We start from the raw sequence: 21,903 nt of genomic DNA on the forward strand, positions 1-21,903 counted from the left end.
TTGGCTTCACATGATAAGATTAAGTTGCGAATTTAATATGTACCATGTGAAGCCATTGTGTAATTCTTAGGGATATTATGCAGTGGCTTCAGTCTTTACAGCATTAGTAATAGCTTCTAAAGCTGCAATCATTCCTGCTCTAAATCCAGCTTCAAAACCTGCTTCTTGGTTAAGTGCTTCCAATTCAGCAGTTTTCATATAAATTTCATCAAAGACTTCATTAGGTAACCAGTCATGTAACTGCTTGTCCACTTCAGAATTAAGTTTCATAATTATTGGTAGTTCAGCATCTTCAAACCAGTTTGCATAAGCTTCTTTCCAATTTAATTTTTTTAACATTTTGACCATCCTTTCGTTTTTTTTTTATTTGGAAGGGACATTTCATCCCATGCCTTTACCTATTTAGAAAAAATTCAACTTCATCCTTCAGCTTGATGGTTTCCCAACCCAGGTACTTCCTTAAAACGTTCATAGCATCAATTAAGGCTTTGACTTCATCATAATAAGGGTTGTCGGAAAATTTTTTATAATTGCCTGTCCTATGTTCTTCCAAGAAGCAATCCAACAAAGCTTCATAATGTGGTCTAATTGCATTAAGTGCATGATTCATAAAATCACACCCCTTCATCATCCAAAATAATTGCCTTTCTTTTAATTAAGAAATGTTCACCATCAAAATACTGGTGTCTTTCACAGTCAATATCCAAGCAGCATCCAGTTTGGATTTTTCCAAGATTATGTGAAAGATGAATTTCACCACAGTCTGGGCAAACATATGAGTAAAACCAATTAAGAAATGCAATAGGCTTTACAATATGAATCTGTTTCTGCTGGTCAAAAGTTGTTCTTTCATCACTGTAGCCATTTTCTGAAATTAGAATGTCACCTGATTTAATGTAAACTTCCCCACCATTTTTCATTGCTTGTTGAAGCAGCTTTTCTAAATCCCTTTTCAATTTCTCTAAATCTCTTTTCATGTTCTCAACCATCCTTTCTTTAAAATGTTCCATCAATGTTCTACTTATGTTCCATCACTTTTTTTATTTGAAATCTCTGAAAGCCTTGATAGCAAAGGGTTTTAGGCATTTTTATTAATATACTATATATATAATAAATTCTTTTATATATAAAATATTTAGTTACAACTAACTCAATTTTTTATATAAAGATTTTTAAAATTGACGGAACATAATGGAACACATTTAAAAAATATTGTATTTATAAGGTTTTTAATGTGTTCCGTTTTATGTTCTAACCAGTTCCTTTATCATCATCAGCAGGAACAAACACATAATAAGATTCTTTTTTTCTATGTCTTAAATTGCTTTTAGGTGTCCGTACTTTTTTAGTTTTAAATCCAGTGATTTTCTTAACTTCAGCAGTAAACTTTTGTTGTTGAAATTCATATTCATAATTGTTTATCGAACACCAAGTTTTAAATTGCAAAAATATATGTTCTGTAGATTCATTTAGTAATTCTTCATGTTCAACTTCTTCTAAGTATGCTAAAACAGGATTATTTAATTTTTGATAATCATTTCCAGCTTTTTCAATAGCTTTTGATGAAGTAAATTCACCATTGTTTTTCAATACTCTTTTCAAGCCATTTATTGCAAGCTTCAAAAGATACTCCAAATTTTCTGAACTCAAAATCTTGCTTTTAAAATGAACATCTTTTTCAAATTTGTTATTCAGTGGAATCAGAATTAACCTTCTATTCAGTCCATGGCTTGTGTCATGAATCACAGGGGTTGTATTTGAACTAAATATCATTTTTGCATAACTTTTCATTTCAAACGGATTCTGACCTTTTCTTTCAACATTGACTTTATTTCCTGAAGCTAATTTCTTTATGAAGCTGCTATTCTTAATATCATTAGAACTAATATCATCACCTATGTTTGCAAGCTTCCCAAACAATTCAGCAGTTTTGAATGTCTTGTCCAAGTCTTTTAATTCCACAGAACAAATATTTTCTTCACCAAGCATAGCAATTATTAAATCAAGCAATGTAGATTTTCCATTTGAACCTTCACCAACTAAGATAAAAAATGCATCAAAATCACTTGACCTATATAGGGTTGTTCCAATCATTTCTTCAATTACTGCCCTTATGGTAATATCACCACAAGCTAAATCATCAAGAAATTTATCTATTAAACTTGATTCTGCTGCTGGATTGTATGCTGTAGGAATTTTATTTTTTGAAATATATCCTGGTGTAAATTCTTCAAGTTCATCCGTATCTATGTTATATAGTCCGTTTTTTACTGGTATTTTGTTGATATTGCTTAATTTTACATCTTCACAAACCGCTTCAAGGTATGACAATGTTTCATTCCTATGGTTTTTGGTAATTGTTGGTATATGCTTAATCATAGCTGCAAATATCAGTTTAATTTTGTCAACATAAATGCCTTCAGAATAAATGTGAAGATTATTATTGATTGAAACAATATGTTCTTCTCGCATCAAATAATCACCAAATACATTATGCATGAATTTATTCTTTTGATAGAAAACTGGTTTCTGAAAAGCATCATCCCTTAATATAGTTTCAAGTTCTGAATCTGACAGAGGTTCTTTTAGGATATACTTATTTATTATTCTGATGGTTTCCCTGCATTCTTCAACAGTGAAGCCCTCACCCTGAAGCGGAAGTTCATAATTAAATAAGGCTTGGTTTCTACCATCCCCAGCTTCCATGTCAAGAAATTCAGCTTTATATTTTATTGGGAACAGCCATCTTGGAAGCATATCCAGTTCTTCAGGGGTTCTTAAAACATCCCTAAATTGACCGTCTGTTTTAATAACAGAATATGAACTCTTTAATCCAAGTTTTATATCAACAGTTAAGCCAATTGCTGTTTGGGTTTTAGTTTTATTTGTTTTTATGCCACTATTTTTAAAATAGAAGTGCTTACCCCTGCCAGTTTTTATAACCACACAATTAAGATTTAAGTCATTAACAATTCTGAATAAAATTTCACTTTGTTCCGAATCGTCTATGTCAACCAATACAATGTCATTTTTTAAAACACCAGCAAATTCAGGATAATCTTTTACCTGTTCAAAGGTTGCTTTATTGGTTCTATCCTTGAATTTTTCAGTGCATTTTTTGTTTTTGGTAATTACATAATCCTGGAAAAGTTCTTCATATATATTCAAGCATTATCACCTGCCTTTCCGAAGTTGATTTCCATATTATAAAGCCACTTTCTCATAAAAATAGCGGGAACTTACCTTACCAGCCACAGTAATTTTTCCTTGCTGTTTCAGTTCCTCATTTAATTGCTTTACAATACGGTAGCCAGTTGTTAAAGAAACACCAAGCATTTCTGCAACTTCAGAAGCAGTTATAAATTTAGGTTCTTGCTTAATAACTTGATTATTTGCCATAGTTAACATCATCCTTTCTTTATTCTTCATTGAAAAACAATTCCTGAACTGTGCAATTTAATGTTCTTGCTATCTTTTCCATCAAAGCTTTACTTGGGTTTTTAGATTTTCCAGTTTCAAGCTGTGATAAATACTTATTGGTAATACCTACCATTTTAGCAAGTTCAACTTGCGTTAAGTTTTGTTTAATTCTTGCAATTTTTAAATTATGGCTCACTTTTTTCACCTCCATAAAATATACCATTCGTAATGGAATTTTTTCTTATACTCCCATTATAATGGTATGTGTATAAGCTGTCAATATTGTAATGGTATTTTTCTAAAAAATATCTTTACTTTTTTCACTGACAATGGTATTATCATGATGAGGTGATAAAATGTTATTAAAAGAAAATCTAAAACGGATTAGAAAAGCAAAGAAAATTAGCCAGCAAGAATTGGCAGAATTAAGCGGATTAAGTTTTAGCATGGTTAGTAAACTTGAAAGTGGTGAACAATCGAATCCAACATTGGAAACTATTGAAAAGATTTCTTTTGCTTTAGGTGTAAAACCATCAGATTTAATTGGGATGGGAAGATATTTTGATATTAAATATAATCCCGATGGTAAGCTTGCAAAAGAAAATGAAAAATGGGACTGTTTTATAAAGTATTTGGAATCTATTGGCTATACTGTTGAAATTGAACCTGAAGTTCTTGAATGGCATTATGAAGATGTTGTTGAAGAAGGGAAGGTTGTTGGAAAAGCACAAATTGCAGATAAAGAAACATATACAGCAACAATTACGAAAGAAAAAACATCAATAATCTTTACTGAAGCAGAATTTGAAGAATTTAGAAATACAATTGAAAAATCAGTGGAATTTGAAATTTATAAAGCCAACCAAAATAAATAAAAAATCGCCTGGTGCTGCTAACACCAAACGATTTTTCGTTGATACTCTATAAACCCAAAGGGTTTGATATAGTACCTATATAGGCAATTGTATTATATCAAATTCCTTTGGATATATAAAGGGTCTATTTTTTATACCCTTTTTCAAAGAAAGGAATGATATAATGCCTGTTTACAAAGATGAAAAACGTGGTACTTGGTACTGCAAATTCAATTACAAGGATTGGACTGGTGCGAATAAACAAAAAATGCAACGTGGTTTTAAAACCCAAAAGGAAGCCAAGGCTTTTGAAAGGGAATTTCTAAATAAAGCCCATGCTTCTTGTGACATGACATTTGGCAGCTTGGTTGAACTGTATATGGAAGATTGTCAAAGCAGATTGAAGCCAACTACATTGGAAAATAAAAAGTATGTGATTGATTTAAAGGTATTGCCATTCTTTAAGGATATGCCGATTAACACCATTACCCCAACAACCGTTAGAAAATGGCAAAACGAATTGATTTCCCATGAAAATAATTATAGTCAAACATATCTGAAAACAGTAAATAACCAGCTTTCAGCAATATTTAATTTTGCAATGAAATATTACAAGCTTCCTTCAAATCCTGCCAGGATATGTGGAAGTATGGGGAAGAAAAATGCTGATTCAATGAAGTTTTGGACTGTGGAAGAATTCAATAAATTTATTGCTGCTGTGGAAGATAAGCCAGTTTCAAAGGTTGCGTTTGAACTGTTGTTTTGGACTGGTATGCGGTCAGGTGAATTATTGGCACTGACATTAAATGATTTCGATTTTGAAGCCTTAACAGTTAGCATAAATAAAAACTATGCAAGGATGGGTGACCAGGATTTAATACTTGAACCTAAAACACCCAAAAGCAAAAGGGTTGTTACAATACCACCTTTCTTGGCTGAAATGGTTCAGGAATATGCATCAAAACTTTATGATTATGAACCTGATGAAAGGTTGTTTCAGGTAACAAAGTCTTACCTTCATCATGAAATGAAAAGGGGTTGTAAGACTTCAAAAGTAAAGAAGATTAGAATTCATGACTTGCGACATTCCCACGCTTCATTGTTGATTGAAATGGTTTTTTCACCGCTGCTTATTTCGGAAAGGCTTGGACATGAAAATATTGAAACTACCTTACAAACTTATTCCCATCTTTATCCGAATAAACATAGCGAAGTGGCTAATAAGCTTCAGGAATTGAATGATAAAAACCAGCCTGAAAATGATGAAAATATAAAGTAGTACGATATTAGTACGGTAAGCAAAATATTAAACCCCTAAACCCTTATAAATAAAGGATTTAGGGGTATTTTATTTACTATTCCCACTCTATAGTAGCTGGCGGCTTGGAGGTAATGTCGTAAGCTACACGGTTGACTTTTGGTACTTCGTTGACTATTCTGGAAGACATTTTTTCCAGTAAGTCATAAGGTAATCTTGCCCAGTCTGCGGTCATGGCATCGTGGCTAGTTACAGCCCGGATGATTGCTGTATAAGCGTAAGTTCTTTCGTCGCCCATGACTCCTACGCTGCGTATATCAGGTAGGACGGCAAAGTACTGCCATACTTCCCTGCTTAAACCTGCATTTTGAATTTCTTCAGTTACAATTGCATCTACTTCTTTTAGAATAGCTAATTTTTCCGAAGTTACTTCACCTAAAATTCTAATGCCTAAGCCTGGTCCAGGGAAAGGCTGCCGCCAAACAATTTCCTGAGGTAAGCCTAGTTCTTCCCCTACTGCCCGCACTTCATCTTTAAAGAGGGAACGCAAAGGCTCGATTAGCTCAAACTGCATATCTTCCGGCAAACCACCTACATTATGGTGACTTTTAATTTTAGCTGCTGTTTCTGTTCCACTTTCGATAACATCGGAATAAAGAGTGCCTTGCACTAAGAAATCTATTTTCCCCAGTTTTCTAGCCTCTTCTTCAAAGACCCTGATGAATTCAGTGCCAATAATTTTCCGCTTTTGTTCCGGATCTTCTACACCCGTTAATTTACTTAAAAAACGCTCTTCAGCGTCGACATAATCAAAATTTAAACCAAAACGGCCTTGGAATGTTTCCCGGACTTGCTCCGCTTCACCTTTACGGAGTAAGCCATGGTTAACAAAAACGCAAGTTAATTGATTGCCAATTGCTTTGTGTACTAAAAGAGCTGCTACTGCAGAATCTACACCGCCGCTTAATGCACAAAGAACTTTACGTTGACCTACTATAGCTTGAATTTTTGCCACTTCAGCTTCGATAAATGAAAACATATTCCAACTGCCAGTGCATTTACAAACATGATACAAAAAGTTTTTTAACATTTCTTGACCGAAAGGAGTATGCTTTACTTCGGGGTGAAACTGTACTCCATATAATTTTTGCTGATCATTGCCCATAGCTGTTACCGGTGTATTCTCTGTTCGCGCAGATATTTTAAAGCCTGGAGGGGGGGTTTTGATATAATCACCGTGGCTCATCCAGCATTGCTGTTCTTTGGGCAAAGCTGCCATAATATCATCTTCCAGAACTACTTCCATTTGGGTTTTGCCATATTCCCTATTATCGGCATTTTCTACAACTCCACCTAAATCGTGGGCCATAAGCTGCATTCCATAGCAAATCCCTAAAATAGGAATGCCACAGTTATAAATTTTGGGATCTATTTTTGGAGCTTCAGGTCCATAAACGCTAGATGGCCCGCCGGAAAAAATAATACCCTTGGGGTTTTTCGCCAGCAGCTCTTCCAATGGTGTAAAATAAGGTAACATTTCACAGTAAACCTTGGCTTCCCGAACTCTGCGGGCAATTAGTTGATTATATTGCCCGCCAAAATCTAAAACAATAACTAATTCTTCTTTCGCCATTATTATAAATCCCCCCTGATTTACTTTTCGTATATTTCCGGTTTTAAAACACATACCTCAGGGAGATTACGGTACTTTTCAGCATAATCTAAGCCATAACCTACCACAAAAGCATCAGGAATAATAAAACCATTATAGTCAACTTTTAATTCTACTTTACGGCGTTCCGGTTTATCCAGCAATGTGCAGATTTTAAGGCTGGCTGGCTTCCTAGAGTCCAGATTCTCCATTAAATATTTTAAGGTTAATCCAGAGTCTATAATATCCTCAACAATTAAGACGTGTTTACCTTTTAAATTTGTTTCTAAGTCCTTTAAAATCATTACTGCCCCAGATGTCTTTGTATCATCGCCATAACTAGATACAGCCATAAAATCAATTGCTAAAGGAATATCTATAGCTTTGATTAAATCGGCCATAAAACAAACTGCGCCTTTTAGGATACAAACTACTAGCAATTCTTTGCCTTGGTAATCAGCAGCAATTTGCTTGCCTAATTCTTGTACTTTTGCCGCAATTTCATCTTTGGTAAGTAAAACTCCTTTTACATCATTCATTAAAGATTCGGACACTATAATACCCCCAAGCTAGCTTTTATCTAAATTATTTTTTGTTTAGAAAAAATATTTATACCCATAAAAAAACAGCGAAGCTATATCTTCGTGACATACTTCGCTAATTTTTACGCTAATTCCTGCTTATTTAATTTTTTTTACGAATGTTTAATTATCAAAACAATTTATCGTTCGGGTAATGAATAAATTATTACTTTTCCTGCGGTGGATGCAGTTTGATTTTCGCATTATAATCTTTTAGTTCTACTAGCATTGATAATGTATCAGTTGGCTTAGCTTTACTATTGGCTGTTACTTCCGCTTTGACTATTCTCCTGCTGCCTTGTTCGACCCAGATTTTATATTTAAAATTATGCCAGAACTTGGCTAAAAACTGATTATATACAGTAGGTGTACATTCAAATACATAATATTTTTTAAATTTCTCCTTAGTTTTCCCTAAATAATTAAGCTTAATTAACTCTGAAAAATTAAAACTAGAAATAGGGTTAATTTCGGCCAAAAAAGACTCTGTTTCAAAAACAGGATTATCGGGAACTACAATCCATTTTTCCTGAAGGCCATTTTTTAAATAAGTAACATTATTAATTTGAAAAACTTCTACGTCTTGGTTTTGCATTTTTCCTTTAATATGAAAGTCTTTACTATTTGCTTTTTCACCTTGAACATCACTTAACTGAACTTGGCGGCCATCTACCTGCAGTTGCAGTTTAACATGAAAACGATAACTATCCGTCTGCAGCGTTTTCTTTAGAGTTTCTTCTATTAACTGGTTAGGGTCTATCTTTAGAAAATTGTTGTAGTAATAATAGCCTCCCCATGTCACAAAAGCTAGTGCCAGCATCAGTAAAATTACCAGCCAAATAATTTTCCAACGTGTCACCCGCACCCACTCCTTTTATTACCTCTCCTGCACTATGTTTACGAGTAATGGGTGCAATTTATTACTATTGTTTACATGAATTATATTGTTCAAGAACTTTTGTTACAGACTGCAAGTTCTCAATAGGTATGTCCTGGCTCAAAATTCCTGCAGCGCTGCTAAAAATAAATCCTCCTCCAGAAGCGGCTGCATTTAATATGTTTTTAGCTGCCTCCTGGACTTCGCTAACACTTCCCATTGCAAGTAAACCTAAATCTAGGTTTCCCATTAAACAGAGCTTATGGCCAAATTCCTTTTTAATAGCTCCAATTTCCATACCTGCTCCTGGTTCTAAAGAATGGAGACCATGAAAGCCTATTTCCACAAGATCACCTAAAATTTGATTTAAGTTTCCATCGCTATGCAAAAAAACCGGTATACCTTTTTGACGAAGTTCATTTACAACTTCAAAGTAAACAGGGAAAAATATCTTTCTTAGTGCTTCAGGAGAAATTAGAGTACCTCCATTAAAAGCAATATCATCGCCGATTAAAATACCGTCTGCCCCTGCTGCCAAAGACAATTGCACCTGTTCATATAAATACCGGGCTCTTTCAGCAGCCATTTTTTGAATGATTTTAGTGTTATTAACTGTAGCCATTAAAAATTGATTAAAATCAAGTAAGGAGGAAACACCTTCAAAAACTCCATCTACTAAGGCGAAAAGAAAAAAGTCTGTCTTTTCCCGCCATTTTGTGATTTTGGTATAGTCACAATCTTTAGCATTTGGAAATAGGTAATCTTCAGCTAAAGCAAGATCTTTAATGGGAGGTTCATTAAAAACTTTAAGCTCCTTTAGTTTTGTGTACTTACGTCCCCACATATCTTTATAAAGAGGTTCTTTACCTGAGAAATCTTCAGTTGCTGGCGGCTCCTTGGGGGAAATAGCTCGCAAGTCGAATTTTAAAGCATTTAAAGCTTGTACTTCTGCTTTAAAATCCCCTATATCCTCTATATCTGAAACTAATTTTTTAACCAAACCTTGTTCCAACCAAAACTCCCCTCTGGGAACCCGGTCAGGTTCTTGGTGGGCTATGGCCATCAATACTCTTTCAATATGATTCATATATTTATCACCTTTCAGCTATTCAATAAAGTTACTCCTTCCATAAGATTAATATACTATGCTTGTGACATCAAGATACAAAAAAACAAAAAACCCAGGCAAGGACTATTAATCCATTACCTGGGTTTTACCCGTTACATTCATGTACTATAAAGCTTTATTTTACAGAAGGAGTAATTCTTCTCCCGATTTCACCTAATTCCTTTGCGAACTCGGAAACAGGTCTTCCTTGTGAAATACCTTTGGCAATTTTATCTAGTCTAGTAACAGAGTCAGCATCAGCAGTAACTGCAACGTTGTCAACCCTCTTATCTGCCCTTTTCAACCTTTCCTGAACCATGTCCTTTATTTCATTAGTTCTGCTTTGTTCCGCATTAGCAGCCAGATCAATTCCACAGTAAACTGTATCCTGGAAGATTACAACGGTAGCTGATTTTACACCCTCAACTTTAGTTGCTTCTTTAGCTAAGTCTTTAGCAATTCTATTTGCTTCCGCTGGATCTGTGGGTAAAACTGTGTTTGGTTTATTATTATCTTGAGCTTGTGGATATACCCTATTTTGAGTATCATTAGGTTGAGGAGCAGGTTTTTGAGCAGGAGATCCGCAACCAGCCAGTAGTACAGTTAAAACAAAGGTAAAAATAAGCATGATTGCGCTGATTCTGCGCAGCTTAGTCATATTTTCACCTCCTTTTTGTCAAATCACAAACCTAATTGGCCTTATAATTCACTAGGTTTGCCTTATCACTAGGATTTACTGTTCAGGAATGTTTATACCCAGTAAAAATTGACAATAGGGAGGAAATTGTGCTTAATGTAAAATATTAAGATTTTTTAAATGCTTGTAAACATTACCGGCGATTGCTCCAGTTAAAAGTCCGACAGGTACTCCGATCAGTAATAAAAAGGGAAGATAAAAGAAAATACCAGGAGTCTCTGTAGCAAAGAAAGCAATTGCTAATTGAGCAATATTATGTACAACAGCCCCAGCAACACTTATTCCCAATATGCTAAACGATTTAATATTGTAGTATAGCAAACCCATTACTAATGCACTTAGGAGTGCACCAGCTAAACTCATTGTAAAGTTAAGTGTCAAGAATGTTCCCGTTAAAAATGAAGCAAATAAAACACGTAATAAGGAAACAGCTAAACCTTCTTTAAAGCCAAATTGCAATAAAGTTACTAAGGTTACCACATTTGCTAAGCCTAACTTTGTTCCAGGCAGAGGTAAGGGGTTTGGTATAAGTAATTCTAAAGCATGTAAGGCCGTGGCAAGTGTAACTAACATTGCTAATAGAGTTAATTTTTTAGTTTTGTTCAATTTAATCACTCTCACCTGGTAACATCATCTAAATCGCTTCTTTTACCTATTATTTCTACAGATACTTGGTTAGGTACACAAACAGCTGCTTCTCCGTGGTGCTGAATCCAGCCCCTGCGGACACAGATCTTATCACGGCATGGAGAATCAATAAATCTAATTTCTTCATCTTCAATTTTTAGAACAGATGTACCAATTAACCCCTGTACTTTTATTTCCTGTCCATTTTGTATCTCATTTAGCCTAATTTCTTGCTGAGGCTGCCCTTTAGCCTTAATAACGACAATTTCCCCCTGAGAACGAGTTTTTAACCAACCGAAAGAAAAAACAAGGGTTAACAGTGCTAGAAATAAAGTTCCATAAATAATAAACTTATCTGCCTTGGTCATAGCTATACTTTTTCCCCGCCTGTACTGTTACCTTATTTTTTAAACCAGATGAAATACGAATCTTTTTATCAGCTCCCACATAAAATGCTTCCACCCCATCTAATTTTTCTACAAATTTAAGACCCTCTTCAGGTCCTAAGACAAATAATGTTGTCGATAAAACATCGGCTAAAGCAGAACTTTTGGCAATAACAGTTACACTCCAAGTACCCCTGGCCGGTTTACCAGTCTTTGGGGAAAGTATATGATGGTATAATACTCCATTTTCCACAAAATTCCTTTGATAATCTCCTGATGTAACTGTAGCTTCATCCTCCAAGGAGAGAATGCCTACTACATTTTGCGTGTCCCTAGGATCTTCAATGCCGATTCTCCACAAATTATCCTGATCTTTTTTACCTATGACTACCACATTGCCGCCGGCATTAATCAAAGCTTGTTTTATGCCAGCTTGCTTTAGTACTTCTGCTGCCTTTTCGGCAGCATACCCTTTGGCTATAGCTCCTAAATCTATCGACATTTTTGGTTTTGCTAAAAACACTGTTCTATTGTCTTTGTTTAAAAATACTTGGTCACTGTCAACCAAAGATAATTTCTCTTGAATTAAACTTGCAGGAGGCACATGTTGTTTTTCTTTTTTTCCGAACCCCCAAATATCCATTAAAGGACCAATAGTTATATCAAAGGCTCCCCCGCTGAAACGCTCGTACTTTAAAGACATTTCAATCATCTCATAAACATCTTCTGAAACTTGGACAGGTTTTTTCCCTGCAGCATTATTAATTTTCACTACTTCACTCTGCTCATAGGCTGCTGTTCCCGGTTTGGCAAAACGATCAGTTAATAAAGCGATTTTATTCATCTCCTGATATGCTTTATCTACTGCTGCTTTTAATTGCTTTTCATTTTGCCCATAAGCTTCGATATTGATTAAAGTATCCATTAGAAACTGCTGGTCAGAATATTCTTTAGGTCCAAATAAGGAAGAGCACCCTACCAAAAAAGGAATTAATAAAAAACAAAGCATTATACTGAGTAATTTAATTGGTTTAACCACTTTACCACCCTCTCGGCATTAAAAAGCACTATTCTATACTCTGAAGATTACTATTGATGTATATCTTCTATAATATAACAAAAAAAGCAAAATACCAATAATCCAAGCATAAAAAAAGTCGCTGTTCTTTAGGAACAACGACTTTTTTATAAATTTTTTACATCATCCCAGGAGGCATGCCGCCGGGCATAGGAGGCATTTCTGGTTTTTCTTCAGGAATATCAGCTACAATAGCTTCTGTTGTTAATAACATGGCAGCAATACTAGCAGCGTTTTGTAAAGCGCTACGGGTAACTTTAGCCGGGTCAACGATTCCAGCAGCAAGCATATCTTCGTAGACATTTGTTAATGCATTATAACCAACACCTACTTGAGCTGCTTTAACTTTTTCAACAACTACAGAACCTTCCTCACCAGCGTTAATGGCAATTTGACGAACAGGCTCTTCTAAAGCTTTTTTCACAATGAGAACACCTGTTTTTTCGTCGCCTTCAACATTAATTTTGTCAAGGGCTGACATTACATCAATTAAAGTTGTTCCACCACCGGCAACAATACCTTCTTCTACAGCGGCTCTAGTAGCAGCTAAAGCATCTTCAATACGTAATTTTTTCTCTTTTAATTCTGTTTCAGTTGCAGCACCAACTTGGATTACACCAACGCCGCCGCTTAATTTAGCTAAGCGTTCTTGTAATTTTTCTTTATCAAAATCAGAAGTAGACTCGTCATGTAAGTGGCGAATTTGAGCAATTCTTTGTCGAATTTCTTCTTGGGAACCTTTACCTTCAACAATAGTTGTATGTTCTTTATCCACTTTTACTTGACGTGCTTGACCAAGCATATCAATTGTTACACTATCCAATTTGATACCAATGTCTTCGGTAATATATTTACCGCCTGTTAAAATAGCAATGTCTTCAAGCATTGCTTTCCGGCGATCACCGAAGCCAGGAGCTTTAATTGCAACACAGGTAAAGGTACCACGAATTTTATTAACAACTAAGGTAGCTAGTGCTTCCCCTTCAATATCTTCTGCAATTAGAAGTAATGGTTTACCTGTTTGGACAACTTTTTCGAGGATAGGTAATAAATCGTTGATTGCAGCAATCTTTTTGTCTGTAATTAAAATATAAGCATCATTTAAAACTGCTTCCATTTTTTCAGTATCAGTAATCATGTAAGGAGAAATATAACCGCGATCAAGTTGCATACCTTCAACAACTTCTAAAGTAACGCCCATACCTTGAGATTCCTCAACGGTAATAACTCCATCTTTGCCAACCTTATCCATAGCGTCAGCAATTAGATTACCAATTTCTTTATCATTGGCTGAAATTGAGGCTACTTGAGCAATAGCATTTCTGCCTTCAATAGGTTTGCTAATATTCTTTAACTCATTTACAGCAACTTCAACAGCTCTCTCAATACCTTTTTTAATAATCATTGGGTTTGCACCAGCTGCTACGTTTTTTAAACCTTCTCTAATCATAGCTTGGGCTAAAACTGTTGCAGTTGTTGTACCGTCACCGGCAACATCATTAGTTTTGGTAGCAACTTCTTTAACTAACTGAGCACCCATGTTTTCAATAGGATCTTTTAATTCAATTTCTTTGGCAATAGTAACACCGTCGTTGGTAATTAATGGACCTCCGAATTTTTTCTCAAGAACAACATTGCGTCCTTTTGGTCCTAGTGTAACTTTAACAGTTTCAGCCAGTGCATTAACACCTTTTTCTAAGGCATGTCTGGCATCTTCTGTAAATACAATTTGTTTCGCCACTTTAATTCCCTCCTATGTACAATACTATTTAATTGCTACAATATTATTTAATTACAGCCAAAATATCGCTTTCTCTAACTATGAGATATTCTTCGCCATCTAATTTAACTTCAGTACCAGCGTATTTGGAGTAGATTACTTTATCCCCTACTGCTACTTCTAATGCTGCTTTCTGGCCGTTATCTAATGCTCTGCCAGTACCAACAGCTACTACCTCACCTTCTTGGGGTTTTTCTTTGGCAGTATCAGGGATTACAATACCGCTTTTTGTTTTTTCCTCAGAAGACAATACTTTAATTACTACTCTGTCACCTAATGGCTTAATATTCATCAATCCTACCTCCTTGTAATGCTAATATTTATTGTTAGCACTCATTTTCGTTGAGTGCTAATATACACTTATAATAATAATTTGAGGTTTTAGAAAAAGGCAAACCCCTAAATTGACTATTATTTACCTTCAAAGCTAATATATTGCACTTTAAGCCTAATTATCTTAATTTTTCTTTATAATACAATATTATTCACTAGGGATTTGCTGGAAAGTATAAAATAACCATTAATTATAGATATTTCCAATAAAAAAATTTTTATACACTTTATATTATAAATTTATTTAGCTGCTTCTTGGGCTTTATAAAGAAGTGCTTTTTCAATTAACTCCTGCAGTACTTTTTCTTTGTTAGTAGAACCTTGACGAAGGACGCTTTTTAAATCAAATTCAGGCCCTTTAATTAGGCAAGGTTTAAGCTTACCATCTGGGGTTAGCACCATCCGGCTGCAAGTACTGCAAAAACTACTTTGTTCTGCAATAAAACCTATTGTTCCCCTAGCTCCCTTAACTTGATAGTAAACTGCCGGCCCATTGCCAGTTATCCCGGTAACGGGGTGCAGCCCGTAATGGTCTTCAATAACTTTTTTAATCTTTGATACTGTGAAATATTTATGTTGTGGACTTTGATTGTTTTCATCCCTATACTGCTCAATAAATCTGACATGCACAGGTATTTCTACTGAAAGATCGACTAAATCACAAATTTCCTGCCAAGTAATTTCCCTATTTACGTTGACATTTAATTTAACTGGGTCTAATCTAAAAGCCCAACCAGCAAAAATTCCAATATCAACTTTAGCATAATCTATCTTTTTTCCCTTTTTGTAATTTAAAGGATCAATGGTGCTTAAATTTATATTCACTCTTTTTAATCCAGCTCTTCTAAGCCGTCTTGCATATTTGGTTAACAACAAACCGTTTGTGGTCAACGAGACTTCCTCAATTTGCGAAATATCCACTAATTCCTTAACAAGATTAACTATGCCAGGCCGATCAAGAGGTTCTGCACCTGTCAGCCTGACTTTGGTAATGCCAAAGGGAACTAAAGCATTAACAATTTGGACGATTTCCTCAACTATTAATATTTCCTTTTGGTCATAATTTTCTTGACTGTTTACTGCTATCCTCAAATATTTTATTTGACGGTGGCACTGTTCGTGCAATTCGCTCCCCCCTTAAGCACCATTCACCATTTGTAATCATAACATAAATTACTAATGAGGAGGCTGATTTTCATGAAAGTTGGTATTGCATTAGGGGGAGGCGGCCTACGGGGTTTTGCCCATATCGGCGTTTTAGAAGTACTTTTAGCTAATGGAATTGAGCCAGACATTGTAGCTGGAACTAGTGCCGGCAGTATTGTAGGCAGTTTATTTGCCTCCGGGGTTCAACCTAAACAAATAATTAATTTTTTAACTATGTTTTCAAAACTTAATTTCTTTAATTTAGAAAAAAATTTGGAAGCTTGGCCAGGTAGAAGTTTTGGTCGTGAACGAATTTCCTTGCTGCCTAAAGGGCTAGTAAGTACAAAGCACTTAGAAGATGGTCTGCAGAAACTTCTTGGTCAAAAAAATTTTGACCAGTTGGATTATCCCTTAGCCGTTGTGGCTTCAGATTTAAATAGTGGTAATACAGTTATTTATACAACACACAATCAAAGGGGCCACGATTTTGGGATAGATTCGGCGGTTGTGGAAACTGGGGTTTTAGTTAAAGATGCTGTTGCAGCAAGTTGTGCTATCCCAGGTATTTTCACGCCAAAGGTAATAGGTACAAGGACATTAGTAGATGGAGGTTTAGTTGATAATGTACCTGCAGATATTCTGCGAGCTATGGGCGCAGACATGGTAATTGCAATTGAAATAGGATTTGCAGTAGAACAGGAAAGGCCTATTAATAATATGTTAGATGTGCTTTTGCAAAGCTACGATATTATGGGACATCGTTTAGTAGAAGCAACGCTGCCCCAATATGCCGATGTAATCATTAAACCTACAATAAGTCATGTATCTTTAACAGATATGGAAAAAGTGCCGGGGATTATAGAAGCCGGACGAAGAGCAGCCAATGCAAAGATTAAAGAAATTAAGAGGTTGCTTAAATTTACTTATTAAATGCAAGAGGTTATGCTGATTAAACACAAAAACACCCTTACAGGTGTCTTTGTGTTATCTACATATTTAAATTACATCAATAAGTTAAACATGTTCTTTTGCTGGTTTCGCAGGTTTTGCTTCAGCTTCTGCGCAAACATGGCAAATAGCATCTGCACTTTCTTGAGTTTCCGTACCTGGAACGATGCCCAGCACTGCAGGGCGAATAGCTCCTGTAGGACATTTAGCAATACATACAGCGTTATCACATTTCTCCATACAAATATGATAATCAACAGCAGCTAAGAAATTCTCAACTTTAATAGCTCCATAAGGACAGTCTTTAGCACAGCGAGAACAGCCGATACAAGCTGCGCTGCAAGCTTTCTTAGCAACAGTACCTTTATCCTTAGAATTACAGTTCACACGGACATGAGCTCCTAAGGTCATCATGGAAATAACATTTTTCGGACATACAGTTTCACATTTACCGCAGCCAGTACATTTTGCAGGATCAATAACAGGTAACCCATCAGGGCTCATAGTCATTGCGCCGAAAGGACAATTGCCTACACAGGTGCCTAAACCTAGGCAACCATATTGACAAGTTTTTTGTCCCCCCAGCATTAAGCTGGCAGCAACGCAATCTTGTACACCTTCGTAGTTATAATTTTTAACAGCCTTACTATTTGAACCGGCACATCTAACTTGAGCAATTCTTGGCTCAACAGCTTCAGCAGTTTTACCCGTTAAGTCCGCTACAATTTTAGCAACTGCTTCTTTACCAGGAATACAAAGGTTAGGCGGTACATCTGGATTCATGACAACTGCTTCGGCGTACTGCATACAACCAGCAAATCCGCAGGCACCACACTGACCTTTCGGCAAGGCATCTTCTACTACATGAATCAAAGGGTTCATTTCAATAGCAAACTTTTTATTCGCAAATGCTAAAACAAAGCCAAAAAATACCCCAACTGAGATCATTACGACTAGAATCAACACTGAAGTACCCATTTTCTATTTCCTCCCCTCCTCATATTATGCCGGAATCATGCCGGAAAAACCAAGGAAGGACAACGCTAATAAACCTGCTAGAACAAAAGCGATGCCAAGTCCCTGCAATGGTTTCGGAACATCTGCATATTGTAATTTTTCCCGGAGGCTAGACATTAAAATAATAGCTAAGGCGAAACCTAAACCTGAACCAAGAGCATTTACAATACTTTTTAGGAAACTGTAATTTGATTCAGCATTCAATAAAGGAATCGCCAAAACAATGCAGTTAGTAGCAATTAACATTAGGTATATACCCCACATACTGTATAAGGTGGGAGCATATTTTTTAATAACCATTTCCAACAGCTGCACAAAGCTAGCAATCAAGATAACAAAAACAACAGTAGTTAAAAATTGTAGCTGCAGTGGTACTAAGACATAATTATACACGACCCAGCCTAAAATTGAGCTTAAGGTCATAACACAAGTTACGGCCATACCCATGCCAACAGAAGCACTAAAGTTTTTGGAAATACCAAAGAAAATACATAAACCTAAGAATCTTGTTAAAACGTAGTTATTAACAAGCACTGCTCCCATAAACAGGGTAAAATATTCACCCACTATGCCTCACTCCTTTACTACGAGGATTTGGCCCGACGTTGGCCAATAAGATTAAACAATCCAATTAATAAACCGATAGTAATAAATCCTCCAGGCGGCAAAATCATAATTAAGGCAGGATTATACCAAGATCCCAAAATATGAATACCAGCTAGAGTACCGTTTCCAAATAGTTCACGAATTACCGCAATTAAAACCATAGCTCCTAAAAATCCCCAGCCCATACCAAATCCATCAAAGAAGGAAGGTATAACGGGATTCTTCGTTGCAAAAACTTCTGCACGAGCCAAAATAATCGCAAACACAACAACTAATGCTAAATAAATACTTAATGCTTTATAAATTTCAGGAGCAAAAGCTGATAATAACAATTGTGCTAAAGTAACAATTGTCGCAATTGATGTAATATAAACCGGAAGCCTAACTTTAGGATTCACCAGTTTACGAACAATTGAAATAACCGTATTATTTGCCGTGATAACGAACATTACTGTAAAACCCATACCCATGGCACTAATTAAATCTGAGGTAACAGCTAATGCGGGGCAAAGGCTCAGAGCAAGCACGAAAATTGGGTTGGACTCAAACAAACCATTTTTAAATATGGACCATAAGGATTGTTTTTCACTCATCGCTTATTTCACCCCCGTAAATTCCGTTACTTCTTCCACAGCCTCACGAACACCTTTAGTTACAGCTTTGGAAGTAATGGTGGCCCCAGTTAAAGCTTGAATATTTTCCTTATTTCCCGGGTCTTTTGTAACTTCTAATTGTTCTGCCGTTTTTCCTATAAACTGAGTTTTAAATGGTTCCTTGGCACCCTTATCACCCAAGCCTGGGGTTTCATTCATCTTCAAAACACTATAGTCAATAACTTTACCATCTGCGGTAACTGCCACTAACATTTGAATAGCTCCGCCATAACCTTTGCTTTCGCCAGGTACAACGTAGGCAATTTCTTTTCCACCTTTGATAGCAGCATACCAATCTTTCTTACCATCAACGGGTTTAAAAGTTTCAGCATCTTTAACCAATTCCTGCATGGCTTTATTCTTTGCCTCAATTTGCTTTTGTACTGCAATAGGATTTGTAAAAGCATAGGTTCCAGCAATAATCGCACCTGATACGAAGCAAGCCATAATAAGGTTAAATGCAATCTTTACGATGCTGTCGTTTTTTTCAGCATGTGCATCAGACATCTTCTCTACCCCCTTGCCCCAAATCTTGCAGGTTTGATAAAGCGGTCAATAAGAGGTGTTACACAGTTCATTAAGAGAATGGAGTAACAAACACCTTCCGGATAACCGCCTAAAAGTCTAATTAGAGTTGTAATAGTACCAGCGCCCACTGCAAAAATAATCTGACCTTTAGTTGTGATCGGAACAGTAACCATATCAGTTGCCATAAAGAAAGCACCGATAACTAAACCACCAGCCATCATATGGAAAATCGGGTCACCGGTAAAGAGGCCATTGGCACCACCAAAGGCCCAGGTTAAGATCCCTACTGTACCAATCATACAAACAGGAACTTGCCATTTGATATAGCCTTTGTAAATTAGATAAATTCCGCCTAGAACTAATAAAATAGTTGAAGTTTCACCTAAACTACCGTTACGAGTACCTAAAAACAGAGCTTTATACAATTCAGGTTGGCTGCCAAAAACTTGGATTAACTGATCGTAGCCATGTTGTTTTAAAATGTTTAATGGTGTAGCTGTTGTTAAAGCATCAACTTTACTTAATGGATTTACTGTCCAAGTTGTCATAGCTACAGGCCAGGATGCCATTAAGGCTGCCCTGCCAATATGTGCTGGGTTAAAGATATTAAAGCCCAATCCACCCATAGTATGCTTCGCTATGGCAATGGCAAAAGCAGCACCAAGTGCTGTCATATAAAATGGAATAGCCGGGGGCAGACACATTGCTAACAACAAACCGGTTAAGCAAGCACTTCCATCATTAATAGTAACTTCTTTTTTCTGCCATTTTTGAATTATAAATTCAGTTAACACAGCAGATGCAATACTCACTAGAACTGTAACTAATGCAGGTAATCCAAAATAGAATATCCCAAATAGGGCTGCTGGGGCAACGGCTAGGTTAACATTCCACATAATTTTAGGGATAGATTCCTGAGAACGAATATGTGGTGATGGTGAAACAGTTAAAAGATTTCCTCCCAAACTTGTTTGTCCATTCATTTGTATCACCTCCTACTTATTTTGCAGCTTTTGCTGCAGCAGCATTTTGGTATTTTAAGAGCTTAACATAATGAACAATATTACGTTTGGCGGGACAAGCATATACGCAAGTACCACATTCGGCACAATCTAAAAGATTATACTCTTCTTTTGCTTCCCGGAATAAGTTGCGCTGTCCTAATATGCTAAACATGTTTGGAACAAGACCCATTGGGCAAGCATCTACACATTTACCGCAGCGAATACATGGTGATTCTTTACCGGAGTTAACTTCGCTTGGGCTCAAAACTAAGATTCCAGAAACCCCTTTAATAACTGAAACATCCAGTGTATGTTGAGCCATACCCATCATTGGCCCGCCCATAACAATTTTTTCCGGTGTTTCTTTTAAACCTCCGCAAAGTTCAACAGCTTCTGCAAAGGTAGTACCGATTCTCAGCAATAAGTTTTTAGGCTGATTTACTGCTAAACCTGTAACAGTGGTAACTCTCTCAATCAGAGGAATGCCCTTAGTTACAGCATCACATATTGCAACTGCTGTACCGACGTTTTGTACAACTACACCTACATCCATCGGTAGGCCGCCTGAAGGTACCTCGCGGTTTACAATCATTTTTATGAGCATTTTTTCAGCACCCTGCGGGTACTTAGTTGGCAATGAAACTACTTCTACGTTTGAATTAGCAAATGCTTTTTTCATTGCTTCAATAGCATCTGGCTTATTTGCTTCGATGCCAACATAACCTTTATTTACCCCTAGTATTTTCATTGCAATCTGTACACCAGTAACCATGCGGTCAGCGTACTCTAACATAACCCTGTGGTCTGCAGTTAAATAAGGCTCACATTCAGCACCATTGATAATAAGACAATCAATCTTTTTGTCTTTTGGCGGTGCTAATTTTACATGTGTAGGGAAAGTAGCTCCACCCATTCCAACAATACCGGCTTGATGAACAATTTCCCGCAACTCATCAGCATTTAATTTCTGCCAATCGCGCTTTAGAGGTAACCCCTCTACCCACTCATCGAGGCCATCGCTTTCGATAACAATAGATAAGCATTTTCCTGAAACAGAGTGGGGATATTCAGCTATATCTACTACAGTACCCGAAATGGATGCATGAACAGGACTAGAAACAAATGCATCACTTGAAGCAATCAGCTGTCCTTTTTTAACTACATCACCTTTCTTAACAACCGGCGTACAAGGTGCGCCGATATGTTGGCTTACAGGGATGATAACCTTCTTGGGCAGCGGCGCTACTTCAATCGGTTTGCTAGCTGAATAGCTTTTTCGGTCGTTAGGGTGTACACCACCTCGAAAACTATTGGGCATATTTTCACACCTCTCCTCATTTAAATTTAAAAA

At 36.3% G+C, this 21,903-nt stretch carries 26 protein-coding genes; 3 read left to right on the plus strand and 23 right to left on the minus strand.

From position 1 onward, the window contains the following. Positions 1 to 75: 75 nt before the first annotated feature. The 6 genes from RDV78_01465 to RDV78_01490 all read right to left on the minus strand — a co-directional run bounded on the left by RDV78_01465 (position 76) and on the right by RDV78_01490 (position 3,616). On the minus strand, positions 76 to 339 hold the full coding sequence (locus RDV78_01465) for a hypothetical protein (GenBank protein MDS1029172.1): 264 nt from the start codon (positions 337 to 339) through the stop codon (positions 76 to 78). A 55-nt stretch (positions 340 to 394) separates the two neighbouring features. After that, positions 395 to 610 carry a hypothetical protein gene (locus RDV78_01470; GenBank protein MDS1029173.1) on the minus strand — a complete coding sequence of 72 codons (216 nt, stop codon included), beginning with the start codon at positions 608 to 610 and terminating at the stop codon, positions 395 to 397. Between the two features lie 4 nt (positions 611 to 614). After that, positions 615 to 977: a hypothetical protein gene (locus RDV78_01475; protein ID MDS1029174.1), complete on the minus strand. Its 363-nt coding sequence runs from the start codon at positions 975 to 977 to the stop codon at positions 615 to 617. A gap of 274 nt (positions 978 to 1,251) precedes the next feature. Then, positions 1,252 to 3,168: a phage/plasmid primase, P4 family gene (locus tag RDV78_01480; protein MDS1029175.1), complete on the minus strand. Its 1,917-nt coding sequence runs from the start codon at positions 3,166 to 3,168 to the stop codon at positions 1,252 to 1,254. A 36-nt stretch (positions 3,169 to 3,204) separates the two neighbouring features. Next, entirely contained in the window at positions 3,205 to 3,429 is a 225-nt protein-coding gene (locus RDV78_01485; GenBank protein MDS1029176.1) for an HTH domain-containing protein, read from the minus strand. After that, positions 3,419 to 3,616: a helix-turn-helix transcriptional regulator gene (locus tag RDV78_01490; protein ID MDS1029177.1), complete on the minus strand. Its 198-nt coding sequence runs from the start codon at positions 3,614 to 3,616 to the stop codon at positions 3,419 to 3,421. Before RDV78_01490 ends, RDV78_01485 begins: the two co-directional genes overlap by 11 nt. 160 nt (positions 3,617 to 3,776) lie before the next feature. Here RDV78_01490 and RDV78_01495 point away from each other — a divergent pair, with 160 nt between their 5' ends. Together RDV78_01495 and RDV78_01500 are read left to right on the plus strand one after the other, a co-directional pair. Next, the gene (locus RDV78_01495; GenBank protein ID MDS1029178.1) at positions 3,777 to 4,295 is read left to right on the plus strand and encodes a helix-turn-helix transcriptional regulator; all 519 of its coding nucleotides are present in this window, start codon (positions 3,777 to 3,779) and stop codon (positions 4,293 to 4,295) included. A 163-nt stretch (positions 4,296 to 4,458) separates the two neighbouring features. Further along, a complete protein-coding gene (locus RDV78_01500) occupies positions 4,459 to 5,553 on the plus strand; it encodes a site-specific integrase (protein MDS1029179.1) in 1,095 nt (364 codons plus the stop codon). Positions 5,554 to 5,629: 76 nt separating this feature from the next. On the opposite strand, the gene guaA is transcribed toward RDV78_01500, so the two are convergent. The 11 genes from guaA to RDV78_01555 all read right to left on the minus strand — a co-directional run bounded on the left by guaA (position 5,630) and on the right by RDV78_01555 (position 15,775). Then, positions 5,630 to 7,165, minus strand: a complete 1,536-nt coding sequence (gene guaA, locus RDV78_01505; protein ID MDS1029180.1) for a glutamine-hydrolyzing GMP synthase — start codon at positions 7,163 to 7,165, stop codon at positions 5,630 to 5,632. Between the two features lie 20 nt (positions 7,166 to 7,185). After that, positions 7,186 to 7,722 carry a hypoxanthine phosphoribosyltransferase gene (gene hpt / locus RDV78_01510; protein MDS1029181.1) on the minus strand — a complete coding sequence of 179 codons (537 nt, stop codon included), beginning with the start codon at positions 7,720 to 7,722 and terminating at the stop codon, positions 7,186 to 7,188. Between the two features lie 208 nt (positions 7,723 to 7,930). Further along, positions 7,931 to 8,623, minus strand: a complete 693-nt coding sequence (locus RDV78_01515) for a hypothetical protein (protein MDS1029182.1) — start codon at positions 8,621 to 8,623, stop codon at positions 7,931 to 7,933. A gap of 64 nt (positions 8,624 to 8,687) precedes the next feature. Further along, positions 8,688 to 9,728, minus strand: a complete 1,041-nt coding sequence (locus RDV78_01520) for a uroporphyrinogen decarboxylase family protein (GenBank protein ID MDS1029183.1) — start codon at positions 9,726 to 9,728, stop codon at positions 8,688 to 8,690. Between the two features lie 157 nt (positions 9,729 to 9,885). After that, positions 9,886 to 10,407: a YhcN/YlaJ family sporulation lipoprotein gene (locus tag RDV78_01525; GenBank protein ID MDS1029184.1), complete on the minus strand. Its 522-nt coding sequence runs from the start codon at positions 10,405 to 10,407 to the stop codon at positions 9,886 to 9,888. Positions 10,408 to 10,539: 132 nt separating this feature from the next. After that, positions 10,540 to 11,052, minus strand: coding sequence for a Gx transporter family protein (locus RDV78_01530; protein ID MDS1029185.1), 513 nt, complete (start codon positions 11,050 to 11,052; stop codon positions 10,540 to 10,542). Positions 11,053 to 11,063: 11 nt separating this feature from the next. Then, positions 11,064 to 11,441 carry a NusG domain II-containing protein gene (locus RDV78_01535; GenBank protein MDS1029186.1) on the minus strand — a complete coding sequence of 126 codons (378 nt, stop codon included), beginning with the start codon at positions 11,439 to 11,441 and terminating at the stop codon, positions 11,064 to 11,066. Beyond that, complete coding sequence (locus tag RDV78_01540; protein ID MDS1029187.1) at positions 11,425 to 12,498, minus strand: FAD:protein FMN transferase; 1,074 nt, start codon at positions 12,496 to 12,498, stop codon at positions 11,425 to 11,427. Before RDV78_01540 ends, RDV78_01535 begins: the two co-directional genes overlap by 17 nt. A gap of 157 nt (positions 12,499 to 12,655) precedes the next feature. Beyond that, positions 12,656 to 14,278: a chaperonin GroEL gene (gene groL / locus RDV78_01545; GenBank protein ID MDS1029188.1), complete on the minus strand. Its 1,623-nt coding sequence runs from the start codon at positions 14,276 to 14,278 to the stop codon at positions 12,656 to 12,658. Positions 14,279 to 14,321: 43 nt separating this feature from the next. Continuing rightward, a complete protein-coding gene (gene groES / locus RDV78_01550) occupies positions 14,322 to 14,609 on the minus strand; it encodes a co-chaperone GroES (GenBank protein MDS1029189.1) in 288 nt (95 codons plus the stop codon). A 281-nt stretch (positions 14,610 to 14,890) separates the two neighbouring features. Then, positions 14,891 to 15,775, minus strand: coding sequence for a radical SAM protein (locus tag RDV78_01555; protein MDS1029190.1), 885 nt, complete (start codon positions 15,773 to 15,775; stop codon positions 14,891 to 14,893). Between the two features lie 72 nt (positions 15,776 to 15,847). Between RDV78_01555 and RDV78_01560 the strand changes: the two genes are divergently transcribed. After that, the gene (locus tag RDV78_01560; GenBank protein ID MDS1029191.1) at positions 15,848 to 16,726 is read left to right on the plus strand and encodes a patatin-like phospholipase family protein; all 879 of its coding nucleotides are present in this window, start codon (positions 15,848 to 15,850) and stop codon (positions 16,724 to 16,726) included. Between the two features lie 84 nt (positions 16,727 to 16,810). On the opposite strand, the gene RDV78_01565 is transcribed toward RDV78_01560, so the two are convergent. Genes RDV78_01565 through rsxC form a run of 6 tightly spaced genes read right to left on the minus strand, consistent with a single transcriptional unit; the run spans position 16,811 to position 21,870 of the window. Next, positions 16,811 to 17,722 (minus strand): Fe-S cluster domain-containing protein, encoded by a 912-nt coding sequence (locus tag RDV78_01565; protein MDS1029192.1) that lies wholly within the window; start codon positions 17,720 to 17,722, stop codon positions 16,811 to 16,813. 24 nt (positions 17,723 to 17,746) lie between these two features. Further along, the gene (locus RDV78_01570; protein MDS1029193.1) at positions 17,747 to 18,328 is read right to left on the minus strand and encodes an RnfABCDGE type electron transport complex subunit A; all 582 of its coding nucleotides are present in this window, start codon (positions 18,326 to 18,328) and stop codon (positions 17,747 to 17,749) included. 17 nt (positions 18,329 to 18,345) lie between these two features. After that, positions 18,346 to 18,960, minus strand: coding sequence for an electron transport complex subunit RsxE (gene rsxE, locus RDV78_01575; protein MDS1029194.1), 615 nt, complete (start codon positions 18,958 to 18,960; stop codon positions 18,346 to 18,348). A 3-nt stretch (positions 18,961 to 18,963) separates the two neighbouring features. Then, entirely contained in the window at positions 18,964 to 19,527 is a 564-nt protein-coding gene (locus RDV78_01580) for an RnfABCDGE type electron transport complex subunit G (protein MDS1029195.1), read from the minus strand. 5 nt (positions 19,528 to 19,532) lie between these two features. Then, entirely contained in the window at positions 19,533 to 20,531 is a 999-nt protein-coding gene (locus RDV78_01585; GenBank protein ID MDS1029196.1) for an RnfABCDGE type electron transport complex subunit D, read from the minus strand. Between the two features lie 16 nt (positions 20,532 to 20,547). Further along, entirely contained in the window at positions 20,548 to 21,870 is a 1,323-nt protein-coding gene (gene rsxC / locus RDV78_01590) for an electron transport complex subunit RsxC (GenBank protein ID MDS1029197.1), read from the minus strand. Between the last annotated feature and the right edge of the window lie 33 nt (positions 21,871 to 21,903).

The organism is Bacillota bacterium LX-D (genome assembly GCA_031628995.1).
Taxonomy (GTDB): Bacteria; Bacillota; DUOV01; order DUOV01; family Zhaonellaceae; genus JAVLUO01.

Excerpts from the sequence above, each read along its gene's own strand:
- RDV78_01495 (MDS1029178.1), top strand. The coding sequence starts at position 3,777 with ATGTTATTAAAAGAAAATCTAAAACGGATTAGAAAAGCAAAGAAAATT.
- RDV78_01520 (MDS1029183.1), bottom strand. The coding sequence starts at position 9,728 with ATGAATCATATTGAAAGAGTATTGATGGCCATAGCCCACCAAGAACCT.
- rsxC (MDS1029197.1), bottom strand. The coding sequence starts at position 21,870 with ATGCCCAATAGTTTTCGAGGTGGTGTACACCCTAACGACCGAAAAAGC.
- RDV78_01525 (MDS1029184.1), bottom strand. The coding sequence starts at position 10,407 with ATGACTAAGCTGCGCAGAATCAGCGCAATCATGCTTATTTTTACCTTT.
- RDV78_01470 (MDS1029173.1), bottom strand. The coding sequence starts at position 610 with ATGAATCATGCACTTAATGCAATTAGACCACATTATGAAGCTTTGTTG.
- RDV78_01465 (MDS1029172.1), bottom strand. The coding sequence starts at position 339 with ATGTTAAAAAAATTAAATTGGAAAGAAGCTTATGCAAACTGGTTTGAA.
- RDV78_01535 (MDS1029186.1), bottom strand. The coding sequence starts at position 11,441 with ATGACCAAGGCAGATAAGTTTATTATTTATGGAACTTTATTTCTAGCA.
- groES (MDS1029189.1), bottom strand. The coding sequence starts at position 14,609 with ATGAATATTAAGCCATTAGGTGACAGAGTAGTAATTAAAGTATTGTCT.
- RDV78_01500 (MDS1029179.1), top strand. The coding sequence starts at position 4,459 with ATGCCTGTTTACAAAGATGAAAAACGTGGTACTTGGTACTGCAAATTC.
- RDV78_01475 (MDS1029174.1), bottom strand. The coding sequence starts at position 977 with ATGAAAAGAGATTTAGAGAAATTGAAAAGGGATTTAGAAAAGCTGCTT.
- guaA (MDS1029180.1), bottom strand. The coding sequence starts at position 7,165 with ATGGCGAAAGAAGAATTAGTTATTGTTTTAGATTTTGGCGGGCAATAT.
- RDV78_01580 (MDS1029195.1), bottom strand. The coding sequence starts at position 19,527 with ATGTCTGATGCACATGCTGAAAAAAACGACAGCATCGTAAAGATTGCA.
- hpt (MDS1029181.1), bottom strand. The coding sequence starts at position 7,722 with ATGAATGATGTAAAAGGAGTTTTACTTACCAAAGATGAAATTGCGGCA.
- RDV78_01585 (MDS1029196.1), bottom strand. The coding sequence starts at position 20,531 with ATGAATGGACAAACAAGTTTGGGAGGAAATCTTTTAACTGTTTCACCA.
- RDV78_01560 (MDS1029191.1), top strand. The coding sequence starts at position 15,848 with ATGAAAGTTGGTATTGCATTAGGGGGAGGCGGCCTACGGGGTTTTGCC.
- rsxE (MDS1029194.1), bottom strand. The coding sequence starts at position 18,960 with ATGAGTGAAAAACAATCCTTATGGTCCATATTTAAAAATGGTTTGTTT.
- RDV78_01565 (MDS1029192.1), bottom strand. The coding sequence starts at position 17,722 with ATGGGTACTTCAGTGTTGATTCTAGTCGTAATGATCTCAGTTGGGGTA.
- RDV78_01485 (MDS1029176.1), bottom strand. The coding sequence starts at position 3,429 with ATGAAGAATAAAGAAAGGATGATGTTAACTATGGCAAATAATCAAGTT.